Below are 13033 nucleotides of genomic sequence, written 5' to 3' on the forward strand. Positions count from 1 at the left end.
CGGCGCGCGTCTGCGAGAGTTCGGCCGGTCGGGCGGCGTCGCGGCCGCTACCTCGCGTTCGCGCGTTCGAGCGTTCGCTCCGCGGCCGCGACGTGTCCGCGACGCGCGCAAGCGTCGCCAGCGCACCGCGGCGGTCGACGACGCCCCGGGCGCGAGATGCGCGACGAACGGCGCGACGGGCGACGGTCGGGGGCGACCACGCGCGGCGCGTCGGCCGGCACGGGCGACCCGAACAGCGTCGCCCGTCTGAGAGCGTCGGCGTCGGGGGCGTCCGCCTCGTCTCGTAAGTCGACGACGGGGCCGACGTGCGTCCGCCCGTCGGGCAGGTGGACGCGAACCGGCTTCACAGGTCGCTGTCGCGCATCCGCGACGACGGCGGGTGGTCGGTGCCGACGGCGAACTTGTCGTACGGCGTGCTCGGCACCTCGCGGGCCTCGTACGCCGCGGCGGCCTCCCGAACCGCGTCCGGCGCGTCGGCGTACTCGTTGAACGGTTCCGTCCGTTCGACCTGCACGTCGCCCGCGTGCTTCTCGCGCAGTCGGCACGCGAGGAACGCCCCGTACTCCGTCTCCGCGAGCAGTGCCGCGCGGCCGAACCGGCGGACGACCGTCTCCTCGTGCGTTCGACAGACGTTTCGGAGCGTCTCGCGGGCGGCCCGCGAGTAAGTCACGACGAGCAACACGGTTACCCGACGACGTTCGTGATTCGCTAAAAGTCTCCCGAAGAGACTGAATTCGTGTCGCCCGAGCTACAGGCTCTCGACCTCGAATTCGAGGGTTCCGGGTTCCTCGTCCAACAGGTCGTGGATGCGTTCGCGGGCGTCCGCGGCGTCCGCGGCGACGACGACGAGTCCGTGAGCGCGGCCTTCGCCCGTCGCCTGGTACGGCGCGCGTCCGACCTCGCTCTCGAAGTCGGTGGCGTACGTCCGCAGGACGGTCACGACTCGCTGTTCGGTCGCCGCGAGGTCAGACTCGCCGGACTCGAAGTCGCGGAGGGCGTCCTCGACGTTTCGGAGGGCGGAGATTCGGTCCATCTACGTCGTCCGCAGGTGGTCGGTCCGCGGTTCGTACACCTCACCCTTCCGCCGCAGGTTCTCTATCTCCTGTTCGGCCTTGCTCTCGTCTAAGTTCAACTCGGTCGTCGCCCGCGAGACCACCTCGTCGACCGGCGCGCCCTCCTCGTACTCGTCCTCGATGTCGCTGATGAGTTGCTTGAGGTTCTTGATGCGGTCGCGCTGGTTCTTCGAGGTGCCCGTCTCGACGATGTCGGCGTCGAACTCGCCCGTCTCGGGGTCCATCCCGATGTCGCGCAGGCAGGACTCGACGATGTTGGTGACGCGGACGGCGTCGTCCTCGGTGACCGTGTCCGAGAGTCGGACGCGGGCCGACGCCTCCGCCAGACGGACGAGGGCCTCGAGTTTCCGCGCCGTCACGGGGACGGGCGAGTCCTCGTCGGACCCCTTCGCGCGGAAGTTGACGTAGAAGTCGCGGATGACCTCCTTGGCCTCGTCGGTCATCGTCGGGTAGCAGTTGCGCTTGGCGTAGGCGATGTACTTCCGCAGGAGTTCGGCGTCTATCTCGGGGGCCACCTCCTCGGTGACGGAGTTCACCTCGTCCTCGGTGAACTCGGAGTTGGCTATCTTCGTCCGTTGTGTGTGGAGTTCGCCCGCGTAGTTCGTGTTGATGATGTGTTCGGCGAGTTCGGCGTCCGTCTCGGGGTCCGGACTGTCCGTCACCGTGAAGATGAGGTCGAACCGCGAGATGAGCGCGGGTTCGAGGTCTATCTGCTCGCCGATGGACTCGTACTGGTCGAACCGGCCGTACTTGGGGTTGGCCGCACCGAGCAGCGAACATCTGGACTTCAGGGTGGCGTTGATTCCGGCCTTGGAGATGGAGATGGAGTTGTGTAGTACCACACCCTGACTCACGAACGTGTTCGTGGGTTCGACGGTCACGTCGTACACCCAGTCACACTCGTACTCGCCGTCGTTCGGCACCGTCTCCACGTCGGTGACGCGATAGTAACGAAGGTCGCACCGAGCATCGAGTTCGTCGAGACGGTCAGTCGCCTCCCCGAGTGCCAGACGAACGCTCTCGACGGCGGCATCGTACAGACGACGCCGCTTCTCGTCGTCGTATCCGCCACTCTCGGCGTAGTGGACGGTACTGGTCGTTACGCCGTCGAGCCGTTCGGCGAGTTGTCGACCCGACCAGCCGACCGCTTTCCTGACGTCTGCGAGAGTCGCTACTGAGGAGAGATCAGCGCGGACGGTCTCGATACGAGAACGGAGCGCCTCGACTTCCGAGCGAACGGTCTCGACGCGGACGCCGTATCCCTCGTCAATCGTCTCTCGGAAACGTCCGGTCAACGAGACACCGAGCAGTCGCTTGATCGAACGCAGTTCCTCTGCGGCGCTCGTGGGAAGGACATCGTGGTGACGCTTCGTTTCGGTGCTTCTGTCGGCGAACGCTTCGGCCCTCTCGTATCGGTCGTCCGCCGGGTCGACGACCGCGTCGACGAAGGTAGCGGTCGAGTCGCCCATGACGTACGTCTTCCACGAATCTTCGGCCTCGTCGTAGTGAATACGGGAAGCGACGCCGATCTTTAAGAGTGCGTCAGCGTAGTCCTCTGCGAGCCCCCGACACGAGGTAGCGAACGCCATCGACTCGCTCTCGACGCTTCCGTCACCGGCGAACGCACCGACGAGGAACCGCCGTATCTCCTCTTCGGAGGCACCGAGTACCGCCTCTGGTATCCGTTTCTCCGTCGACGGCCGCATGAACTCGGGGAAGTTCGATTCGAACCACCGGTACAGCTTCGTCGAAATCCATCGCTTCGTCGTCGTCCCACAGTCGCCTACGACGTCCGTACTCTCCAGACCGAAGCGTTTCGACATCAATCGGTCGACCCGGTCGAGGAGCCGTTCGTCCTGATTCGAGAAGCCGATCTCGTGGGAACTACCGGCGTACGAGTGTCCTTCCGCAGTCAATAGACCGAGTAGCTCCGCGAGCGCGGGCGACATCGACTCGGGGAGACGGACGTCTCGCTCTCGAGTTCGATGGGGTTCCGGTGCGAGTGAGCGCGGTTCCGCGGAGTTCGGGAGTTTCCGTGGTGCGGGGACGAAGGCGCCTTCTGTGACCTCCTCCGCAGCGACGGTTTCGACGTCGCCGTCCTCGTCGACGAACATCGGATGTTCGGGCGTGACGAGTACGGATCGGCCATTCGAGAACGTGACGCGAATGAACCGGTCCGGGGCTTCGTGTCTACTGACGCGGTCGACGGGTATCTTCTCCGTCTCGTTCGACTCCAAGTCGACTGAGTGGACGCCGACGTCGTCGACGGGGAGTATTTCGCAGTCGACCCCGTCGACGACAGCTTCGGCTCGGTCGTCCATCAGTGAGTCGACGAACGGTCCGATGGGGGCACGACGGCCGTCAGATAAGAGGATCTCCGATTCCGGGTGGTAAGACTGCTGCTCGAGTCCCTCGTGCATCGCCGAGCGGTCCTCGGGACGCATCTTGTCTAGCTCGTCGACAGCGGCGATACCCTTGTCGGCGAGGACGAGGGCACCCGCTTCGAGCGTCCACTGCTGTCCGTCTCCGAAATCGTCGCGTACGGCGGCCGCAGTGAGGCCTGCGGAGGACGACCCCTTCCCGGAGGTGTAGACGGACCGGGGAGCGATGTTTCGGACGTATTGGAGCATGGCCGACTTACCGGTCCCGGGGTCCCCTATCAGCAGCATGTGCAGGTCGCCGCGAATCCGCGACCCGTCGGGGAGGTGTTTGGTGACGCCGGAGAACAGTTGGAGAATCATCGCGAGTTTCTCCTGTTCGTAGCCGTAGATGGAGGGCGCGACGGACCCCACCATCTTCTCGTAGATGTCGGGTTCGTTCGAGAGTTCGACGATTTCGGCCACGTCCTCCTCGGAGATGTCCATGTCCTCGAACTCCTCGTCCTCTATCTCGATGGCGACGCCGTCCATGTAGAGGTCGAAGATGGGCGTCTTCTCCTGCCCCGAGGTCTGCTGTTCGATGTGGAGGACGCCCGTGACGGTGACGTGGTCGCCCGCCGTCACCTTCCCGGTCACGTCGTCCTCGACGTCGATGTCGATGCTCTGCGGCGTCTCGCCGCCCCGCAGGCCCTCGGGGCTCTCCTGGACGCGCAGTTTCTGTGAGTCGACGAACTCGGACTGGTCGAAGTCGACGTGGAACGGTCCCTGTCGCTCGCAGCCCTGACACTCGTGCGGTTCCTGAAAGCCGCTGTCGGTCTGCGGGATGTACGTCATCGTCCCGCAGCGCTGGCACTCGAACGCCGCCTCGGTTATCTTCGGGCGCACGTCCGTCGCCTTGCGCACGATGCCCTGGACGGACACCATCCGTCCGATGTGGTCGTCGTGGACGCGGATGTTGCGGATGTCGACGGAGTCCGGGAGGTTGCGGAGGCGGACGTGCGCGCGGCCGAGTTTCACGTCCACCGGCAGGTCGTAGAGTCTGAGCGCCTCCTCGGCGTACTCGCGTATCTGGTCGGGTTTCTTGCGGTAGTCCTCCGCCAGGTCCTCGTCGAAGCGGAACAGGTCGTCGTAGTCGACGTACAACGACCGCTGTTCGTTCGGGTATCGCTGCGCGAGTCGGCCGATGTCGTCGCTGTAGTACTTTCGATAGAACTGGATGAACCGTTCCGTGAGGTCCACGTCCGGGTCCTGCGGGGCCTGCGCCATCGCACCGGAGTAAGCGCCCCATCCGGTAAGAGTCTTCGCACAGAGTGAAAGTGGAGGGCGGTCGGGGCGTCGCAGTGAGCTATTTTTCCCCGCGGCGCGTCGTCGCGGTATGGCATCGAAATCGGACGTGGAGATGGAGTACACGCGACTCGGCGAGACGGGGCTGGAAGTGTCGCGACTGGCGCTCGGGTGCCTCAACTTCGGGTCCGGACAGCCGTGGATGATGAACGACCGCGAGGCGAGCGTCGAACTCGCCCGGTCGGCGCTGGACGCCGGCATCAACTTCCTCGATACGGCGAACGCCTACTCGCGCGGCGAGAGCGAGTCCATCGTCGGCGAGGCCATCGAGGGCTACGACCGCGAGGAACTCGTCCTCGCGACGAAGGTGTACTTCGACATGGGCGACGGCCCGAACAAGGGCGGCCTCTCGCGGAAGCACGTCTTCGACCAGATTCGGGGGAGCCTCGACCGACTGGGGACCGACTACGTCGACCTCTACCAGATACACCGCTGGGACGAGCACACGCCCATCGAGGAGACGCTGTCGGCCCTCGACGCCTCGTCGAGGAGGGACTGGTGCGGTACGTCGGCGCGAGCACGATGGCCGGCTGGCAGTTCTCGAAGGCCCTGCACGTCGCCGACGTGGAGAACTACGAGCGGTTCGTCTGCATGCAACCGGAGTACAACCTCGTGGACCGACACGAGGAGGCGAACCTCCTGCCCATCTGCGCCGACCAAGCGTCGGCGTGGTGCCGTGGTCACCGCTGGCCGGCGGGTTCCTCGCCGGGAAGTACGAACGCGGCGAGGCGATTCCCGAGGGGACGCGCGCCGCGGACGACGAGTACACCGAACGGCGGTTCACCGACGAGAACTGGCGGGTACTGGACGTGGTCCGCGAACTCGCCGCGGAGAAGGACGCGACGCCCGCGCAGGTCAGTCTCGCGTGGTTGCTGCACAAGGACGTCGTGGACGCGCCCATCGTCGGCCCGCGCCGGGAGGACCACCTCGCGGACAACCTCGGCGCACTCGACGTGTCGCTGACCGACGACGAGATGGCGCGGTTGGAGGAGCCGATATTCCCGCAGTGGCCCGTCGAGGGGAAGGACTGACCGGAGGCGACTACAGCGAGACGTCCGTCTCGATGTCCTCGGTGGCCTCCCGCAGGCCGTCGCGGCGGGCGTCCTCGGCCAACCGCGCCGAGAGGTCCGAGTCGGTCAGCAGTTCGTCGAACAGGGAGTAGAACCGGTCGTTCGCGCGGGTCGCCTCCCGCGCCGCCGCCGCGACGCGGCGGTAGTGCGCCACCGTCTCGGCGTCGGTTCCGAGTTCGGCCGCGCACGTCTCGTCGTCCGCGCCCTCGCCGACGAGCGAGCGGAGTCGCTCGAACGGGAAGGGGGCGTCGCGGTCCGAGTCGCGGACGAGGTGGAGGTCCATCCGCGCGACGAACACGTCCGACTCGTCGGCGTCCGCGTCGAGGGCGGCGGCCAGTTCCGCGTCGGTGTCGCCGTCGAAGAACCCGCGGACGACGCGGCACAGGTCGGCCTCCGAGAGTGCCGTCTCGAACGCGTAGCGGTCGCGCATCTCCGCGACGAGCGCCGACACGCGTTCGTTGCGTTCCCCGTCCGAGAGGCCGTCCGTCAGCGACCCGGGAGACTCCTCCTGGGACTCGGTCACCGTCTCCGACCCGGTCGTCTCCACGAAGATGTCTCTGAGTTCGGCCGTCTTCTCGTCCATGCCCGGGCGTACGCGCTCAGAGGTAAAAAGTCACGCCGGGGGCCGCCGGCCGGCGACGGCCGCGAGAACCCACCGCCGCCCGCGACGCCGCCGTAAACCGAACGACTAATCACGGTTTACGAGACACGGACGGACGTGTCCACGAACACCGAATCGGTCGAACTCGTCGGCGACGACGTGGTGGGCAACGTCGCGCGAGCGGCGCTGTTCGCCGCGTTGACCGGCGCGTTCGCGTACGTCTCGTTCCCGAACCCGGTCTCTCCCGTCCCGGTGAGCCTGCAGGTGCTGGGCGTCTTCCTCGCCGGCATCTTCCTCGGGCCCGTCTGGGGCGGCGCGTCGATGGCGCTGTACCTCGTCGCCGGCGCCGCCGGCGTGCCCGTCTTCGCCGGCGGGTCCGCCGGCCTCGGCTCGTTCGTAAGCTACGCCGCGGGCTACCTCTGGTCGTACCCCCTCGCGGCGGCCCTCGTCGGCGCCGTCGTCCACGGCACGTCCGACCTGCGCGACCCCGACGACGTCGGCCTGACCCGCCTCGTCGGCGGCATGGTCGCCGGCACCGTCGTCATCTACGCCCTCGGCACCGTCGGCTACGCCGTCGTCGAGAACGGTCTCGTCGGCGCGTTCGCCCCCTCGGCGCTCGCCCGCGCGTTCGTCGTCAGCGCCCTCGCGTTCGTGCCGTTCGAGGCCGTGAAGATAGCCGCCGCGGTCGGTGTCGTCCGGAGCGACGCCGCGGCGGCGGAGTGACGCGGCGGCGCCGATGACCATCCGCACCGAGTCGCTGGTCCACCGCTACGGCGACGCCGTCGCCGTCGACGACGTGACGCTCACCGTCGAACGGCGAGTTCGTCGTCCTCGCGGGCGCGAACGGGTCCGGCAAGACCACGCTCGTCCGCCACTTCGACGGCCTGTTGGAACCCGACGCGGGCGAGGTAGTCGTCGACGGCCTGTCCGTCCCCGAGAACCTCGTCGCCGCCCGGAGCGCGGTGGGGATGGTGTTTCAGGACCCGCGGGACCAGTTCGTCGCCGCGACGGTCGGCGCGGACGTCGCCTTCGGCCCCGAGAACCTCGGCCTGCCGCGCGCGGAGATAACCGAACGGGTCGCGGACGCCCTCGCCGCGGTGAACATGGCGGGGCGCGGCGACGACCGGGTGGACGAGCTATCGGGCGGCGAACAGGAACGCGTCGCCATCGCGGGCGCACTCGCGATGCGGCCGAGCCACCTCGTCCTCGACGAACCGTTCACGGGCCTCGACGCCCCCGCCCGCGACGCGGTGGTGGACCGGTTGGCCGCCCTCCGCGACGCGGGGACGAGCGTCGTCGTCGTCACGCACGACTTGCGCGACGTGTGCGCCCTCGCGGACCGGGTGGTCGTGATGGCCGACGGGCGCGTCGTGGCCGACGGCGACCCGGACGCCCTCGGCGACGCCCTCGAACGGTACGACGTGCGCCCGCCCGCCCGAGGATGCTGACGTACCGCCCCGGCGACTCGCTGGCGCACCGACTGGACCCGCGGGCGAAACTGTTCGTGCAGGCGGCGTTCGCCCTCGCCGCCTTCGCGCACACGACGCCGCGCGGACTGGCCGCCTTCACCGTCGTCGCCCTCGGCGTCCTCGCCGCGGGGCGACTCTCTCCGACCGTGCCGATTCGCGGGTTCGCGCCCGCCCTCCCGTTCCTCGTCGTCGCGCCCCTCGCGGCGACGGTGACGCTGTGGCCCCTCGGCGTCGACCCGACGGCGGCCGTGGAACCGGCGCTGGCGAGTTACCGCGTCCTCCTCGTCCTCGTCGTCTCCGGTGTCTACCTCCGGACGACGCCGGTTCGAGACTCCCGCGCCGCCGTCGAGCGACTCCTGCCGGGGCGCGTCGGCCGCTTCCTCGGCGTCGGCGTCGCCCTCGTCTTCCGCTTCTTGCCCGTCCTCCTCGCTGACCTCCGGCGCGTGCGCGAGGCGTCGAGGGCGCGCCTCGGCGACCAGCGTCCCCTGCGGGAGCGGATGCGAACCGTCGGGGCGGCGGGCGTCCGCCGCGCGTTCGCTCGCTCGGACCGACTCGCACTCGCCCTCCGGGCGCGGTGCTTCGCGTGGAACCCGACCCTGCCGGAACTCCGGTTCCGGCGGCGCGACTACCCCGCACTCGCCGTCGGCGTCCTCCTCGTCGCGTCCGCGTTCCTCTGACCCGCCGACCCCGGCGTTCCTCCGACCTGTCGAATCGACGGACCGAGACGCGCCGCCCCCCTCTCGGGTGGCAAGATTTAACCACTCGGTTTCCGCGTAAACAACTATGATACTCTTGCAGTCGGAACCGACTCGGGAGACGTTCTGGACCATCAGTCCGGTCGGCAAGGCGGTGTTCTACGCCCTCGCCGCGATGGCCGTCCTCGTCTTCCTGTACGGCGTCTACGAGCGGTTCGCGCGGTACGCGCGGGGCGAGGCGGACGCCTTCGAGCGACTGGACGACCTGCCGGGGCGAGTGCGCCGCGCGTCCCGCGTCGTCCTCTCGAACGAGAAGCAGTTCGACCGCGACCTGTACGGCGGCGTGATGCACGCGTTCATCCTCTGGGGCTTCCTCACGCTCCTCATCGGGACGACCATCCTCGGCTTCGACATCGACGTCTACCGGACCCTGACGGGAACCTCGTTCTTCACGGGCGACTTCTACCTCTCGTACTCGTTCGTGATGGACGCGCTCGGCTTCCTGTTCGTCGTCGGCGTCGGCATGGCAATCTACCGCCGCTACGTCGTCCGCGAGGAACGCCTCTGGGGGAAGCACACGGGGTTCGAGGACGACGCGTTCGTCTGGACGCTGTTCGTCCTCGGCGTCGGCGGCTACGTCCTCGAAGCCCTCCGCATCGTCGGCACCGAGTTCCCCGAGTGGGAGACGGTGTCGTTCGTCGGCTACTTCGTCGCCCTCGTGTTCGACGCCGCCGGGATGTCCGCCGAGACGGCGACGCTCCTCTACTGGCCGGGGTGGTGGTCCCACGCGATACTCGCCCTCGGCTTCGTCGCGTTCGTCCCCTACGCCAAGCCGTTCCACATGATATCGTCGTTCGCCAACGTCGTCACCGCCGACGAGAAGGCGGGCAAGCGCCTGCCGGGCGTCCCGCCGGACGAGGGGCCCGAGGAGATCGGTTACACGTCCATCGAGGACCTCTCGTGGCGGCAACTGCTCGACACGGACGCCTGCACGAAGTGCGGTCGGTGTTCGTCCGTGTGCCCCGCGAAGGCGTCGGGCCGACCGCTCGACCCCCGCGACGTCATCCTCGACCTGAAGTCCTACCGCGAGTCGCTCGACGCCGGCGAGACGGAGGAGATAGACATCGTCGCCGACGGCGGCACCTCGGTCGTGGACTCCTCGACGATGGAGTCCTGCATGGCCTGCATGGCCTGCATGGACGCCTGCCCCGTGGACATCGAGCACCTGAGTCACTTCACCGAGATGAACCGCCGCCTCACCGAGACCGGTCAGATGCAGGAACCCGTCCAGGAGGCGATGATGAACATCTTCCAGAACGGCAACGCCTTCGGCGACCCCGCCCGCAAGCGGCCGGACTGGACCCGTGACCTCGACTTCGAGGTGCCCGACGCCCGCGAGGAGGACGTGGAGTTCCTCTGGTACGTCGGCGACTACCCCTCCTACGACGAACGCAACCGCCGCGTCGCCCGTTCGCTCGCCCGCCTGTTCGAACTCGCCGGCGTCTCCTACGGCATCCTCTACGAGGACGAACAGCACGACGGCAACGACGTGCGCCGCGTCGGCGAGGAGGGCCTGTACGAGATGCTGGTCGAGGACAACGCCGACGCCGTCCACGACTGCGAGTTCGACAAGATCGTCTGCACGGACCCGCACTCGTACAACACGTTCCTGAACGAGTACCCCGAGATGGACCCCGACTTCGACTACCCCGTCTACCACTACACGCAGGTGGTCGAATCGCTCGTCCGCGACGGTCGCGTGGGTCTCGACGGACGGAGATAGGCTACACCGTCACCTACCACGACCCGTGTCACCTCGGCCGATTCAACGACGAGTACGAAGCGCCCCGGGAACTCGTCCGGGCGACGGGCGCGACACTCGCCGAGATGCCGCGCAACCGCTCGGACTCGTTCTGCTGTGGCGGCGGCGGCGGCGGCCTCTGGATGGAACACGAGGAGGAGGAGAAACCGAGCGAGGAACGCCTGCGCGAGGCCCTCGAAGACACCGAGGCGGGCGCGGCGGTGGAGAAGTTCGTCGTCGCCTGCCCGATGTGCGCGACGATGTACGAGGACGGGCGCAAGACCGGCGACTACGAGGAGGACATCGAGATAATCGACGTGGCGGAGCTACTGGTCGAGGCGCTGGAGTCGAAGCGCGGGACCGCGGTCGGCGCCGACGACGGGAGGACGCCCGCGACGGCCGACTGACCGCGGCCGGGGCCGCGCCGGCTTACACGGGGATTCAAGGAGAAAGCCCCGTGCTTTAGCGCGGGGATGAATCCGACACTACCTTTCACGAACCACCGACGATAGCACGGCCTGATATTCCAATAGATACTTAAGATAACGTACCTAATTACAACTGTAATGGTCACGGTGACTGTCACCGCAAAGTTCCACAACCCATCCCTTTCACGGAGGAAAGAGTGGCAACAGGGCACTCACCTCTACCGTGATACCAAACAGTTCTGTATCGACGGATGGGAAAACGGCGACTTCGACAAATCCGTGACCACATCCAGTATTGACAATGGCCTCTACTCGGCCATCCAGAACCAAGCCATCCGAGAGGCGAAATCCGACCACAACAAGGACGGAGAGGTTCGCTACCGAGAGAGTCAACCGTTCGCCGTCAACAACCAGAATTGGGAAATCGACACGACAGAGAACGGCACAGTCGTCATCGGCTTCCCGTGCATCTCCCAATGGTGGTACACCCCGATAGAGATATACGACGACATTTCCGACCCCGTAGACCGACTGGTCGAGGGTGACGCAAAGAAGACACGACTTCAAGTGTACCGTCGTGGTGATGGCTGGTACTGTACGTTCAATGTCGAGTACGACACCGACACGTCAGGTGAGACGCCTATCGGTGTCGATATTGGTGAACGACACATCCTCGCTGTGACGGCCTACGGCGAAGGAGAGTCGATGCTGGTATCTGGTGGTGAGGCGAAGTACGTTCGACGCAAATATCGTTCCCTACGCGATTCGCTTTCGGAAGCGGGTGCGCTTCGCGCACGTAACCGTGTGGGTGACAAAGAACAGCGTCGAATCAAAGACCTGAATCATAAACTCTCCCGTCGTCTCATCACGTTTGCGGAACAATTCGAGAATTCCATCATTCGGATGGAAGACCTCGAAGGTATCCGCGAGAACAGTTCGTGGTCGGGCGTCCACTCATGGCACTTCCACCAACTCCAACAGTTCATCACGTACAAAGCCGAACGCGCTGGTATTCGTGTCGAGAAGGTTGACGCCTACCACACGAGTCAACGATGTTCGGCGTGTGGTTCGATGGGAACCCGTGATGGCGACCACTTTTCGTGTTCGGAGTGCAACCGTGGACGACACGCCGACCTGAACGCTTCGGAGAACATCGCACAACGGGAGGGAGAACCATGCACGGCCTAACACTTCGGGTGAGGCGAACCGTGCTACCTCGCTGGTTGAATAGCCAGCCGTCGTTGACGCCCGCTGTATGCGGGGAGGAAGGCCCCATTGACAGGGCTACACGCGCTGAAAAGCACACCGTTGGTCACAACTCGGTGGCGACCTTCGACGGCCCACGCGAAAGCGTACTTGAGGCCCGAGGAAACGCGCAACCCGAATATCCACTTCGTGGAATCCTCGCCCTTTAGGGCGGGGAGGATGTCAAGTTCCGAACTCCGTGCAGACCGGGATGCCGATGGTGTCGAAGTCGGTCATCGCGGCCAGTTCACGGTGCGTGAAAAACGATGCCGAACGATTGAAAGTACGCCGAGGGGACGCTACCGGCGGGGTGTTCAGTCGCCCTTGTACTCTTTGCGGAAGCCGCGGAACTCCGTGCGGTGGGCCTCCTCGTCGGCCAGAACCGTCACGGCGATGTCCTCGGTGACGGGGTCGTTCGCCGCCTCGGCGGCGTCGATGAGGTCGCGGTACGTCGAGATGGCGTCCTCCTCGGCGTCCAGCACGCCTTCGACGACCGACATGACGTCGGTGCTGTCCTCTGGAGGTTGGAGGCTCATCTGGTTGGCCTCGAACTCGGCCGACCCCGGCGGTTGCTCGTCGAGTTGCTTCAGGCGGTTCCCGAGCATCTCCGCGTGGTTGAGTTCCTCCTGGATGTCCGTCTGCAGGGACTCCTTTATCTCCTCGGCGCTGATGCCCTCGAGGACGATAGAGTTCGTCAGATAGTTCATCACCGTCTCCAACTCGTCCTGATACGCCTTCTTCAGAAGGTCCGTGACCTGTTGGTTTGTCATCGCACCGAGACCTTGGTTCGGCGGCGTCAAATAGTTGGCCGCCGTTCGAGGATCGTGTCAGTCTCCCGTTGCGACGCGTTCGGCCGCGTCGCCGGTCGGCGGGGTCAGCGCCGCCTCGCGAGTCCGGCGACGACCAGAAGCGCGAGGACGCCGACGAGG

General features: G+C 66.4%; 9 protein-coding genes and 3 pseudogenes. 6 read left to right on the forward strand and 6 right to left on the reverse strand.

The genetic code is table 11. The annotated features are described in order from the left end of the window. Nucleotides 1-47: 47 nt before the first annotated feature. From GJ632_RS12320 to GJ632_RS12335, 4 genes are all read right to left on the reverse strand, one after another. On the reverse strand, nt 48-347 hold the full coding sequence (locus GJ632_RS12320) for a hypothetical protein (protein WP_191453100.1): 300 nt from the start codon (nt 345-347) through the stop codon (nt 48-50). After that, nucleotides 344-682, reverse strand: a complete 339-nt coding sequence (locus GJ632_RS12325) for a hypothetical protein (protein ID WP_089804041.1) — start codon at nt 680-682, stop codon at nt 344-346. The genes GJ632_RS12320 and GJ632_RS12325 overlap by 4 nt, the downstream gene beginning before the upstream one ends. A 66-nt stretch (nt 683-748) precedes the next feature. Beyond that, nucleotides 749-1033 (reverse strand): hypothetical protein, encoded by a 285-nt coding sequence (locus GJ632_RS12330; RefSeq protein WP_191453104.1) that lies wholly within the window; start codon nt 1031-1033, stop codon nt 749-751. Beyond that, nucleotides 1034-4717, reverse strand: a complete 3684-nt coding sequence (locus tag GJ632_RS12335) for an LAGLIDADG family homing endonuclease (RefSeq protein ID WP_191453106.1) — start codon at nt 4715-4717, stop codon at nt 1034-1036. It abuts the gene before it with no gap. Nucleotides 4718-4850: 133 nt separating this feature from the next. Here GJ632_RS12335 and GJ632_RS12340 point away from each other — a divergent pair. Continuing rightward, nucleotides 4851-5826, forward strand: a pseudogene (locus tag GJ632_RS12340) (aldo/keto reductase). Nucleotides 5827-5836: 10 nt separating this feature from the next. Here the strand turns inward: GJ632_RS12340 and GJ632_RS12345 are convergent. Continuing rightward, complete coding sequence (locus GJ632_RS12345) at nt 5837-6448, reverse strand: conditioned medium-induced protein 4 (RefSeq protein WP_191453107.1); 612 nt, start codon at nt 6446-6448, stop codon at nt 5837-5839. Nucleotides 6449-6583: 135 nt separating this feature from the next. Between GJ632_RS12345 and GJ632_RS12350 the strand changes: the two genes are divergently transcribed. The 5 genes and pseudogenes from GJ632_RS12350 to GJ632_RS12370 all read left to right on the forward strand — a co-directional run bounded on the left by GJ632_RS12350 (nt 6584) and on the right by GJ632_RS12370 (nt 12047). After that, nucleotides 6584-7189, forward strand: a complete 606-nt coding sequence (locus GJ632_RS12350) for a biotin transporter BioY (RefSeq protein ID WP_343161150.1) — start codon at nt 6584-6586, stop codon at nt 7187-7189. Nucleotides 7190-7202: 13 nt separating this feature from the next. Then, nucleotides 7203-7914 (forward strand): annotated as a pseudogene (locus GJ632_RS12355) (energy-coupling factor ABC transporter ATP-binding protein). Continuing rightward, nucleotides 7908-8612 carry an energy-coupling factor transporter transmembrane protein EcfT gene (locus tag GJ632_RS12360; protein WP_191453109.1) on the forward strand — a complete coding sequence of 235 codons (705 nt, stop codon included), beginning with the start codon at nt 7908-7910 and terminating at the stop codon, nt 8610-8612. Before GJ632_RS12355 ends, GJ632_RS12360 begins: the two are co-directional and overlap by 7 nt. A gap of 106 nt (nt 8613-8718) precedes the next feature. Then, nucleotides 8719-10838: pseudogene (locus GJ632_RS12365) on the forward strand ((Fe-S)-binding protein). 159 nt (nt 10839-10997) lie between these two features. After that, on the forward strand, nt 10998-12047 hold the full coding sequence (locus GJ632_RS12370) for an RNA-guided endonuclease TnpB family protein (protein ID WP_191453110.1): 1050 nt from the start codon (nt 10998-11000) through the stop codon (nt 12045-12047). 371 nt (nt 12048-12418) lie between these two features. Here GJ632_RS12370 and GJ632_RS12375 read toward each other — a convergent pair whose 3' ends face one another. Then, nucleotides 12419-12874: a ferritin-like domain-containing protein gene (locus tag GJ632_RS12375; RefSeq protein WP_191453112.1), complete on the reverse strand. Its 456-nt coding sequence runs from the start codon at nt 12872-12874 to the stop codon at nt 12419-12421. Nucleotides 12875-13033: the final 159 nt, after the last annotated feature.

This window comes from Halogeometricum sp. CBA1124 (genome assembly GCF_009741955.1).
Classification (GTDB): domain Archaea; phylum Halobacteriota; class Halobacteria; order Halobacteriales; family Haloferacaceae; genus Halogeometricum; species Halogeometricum rufum.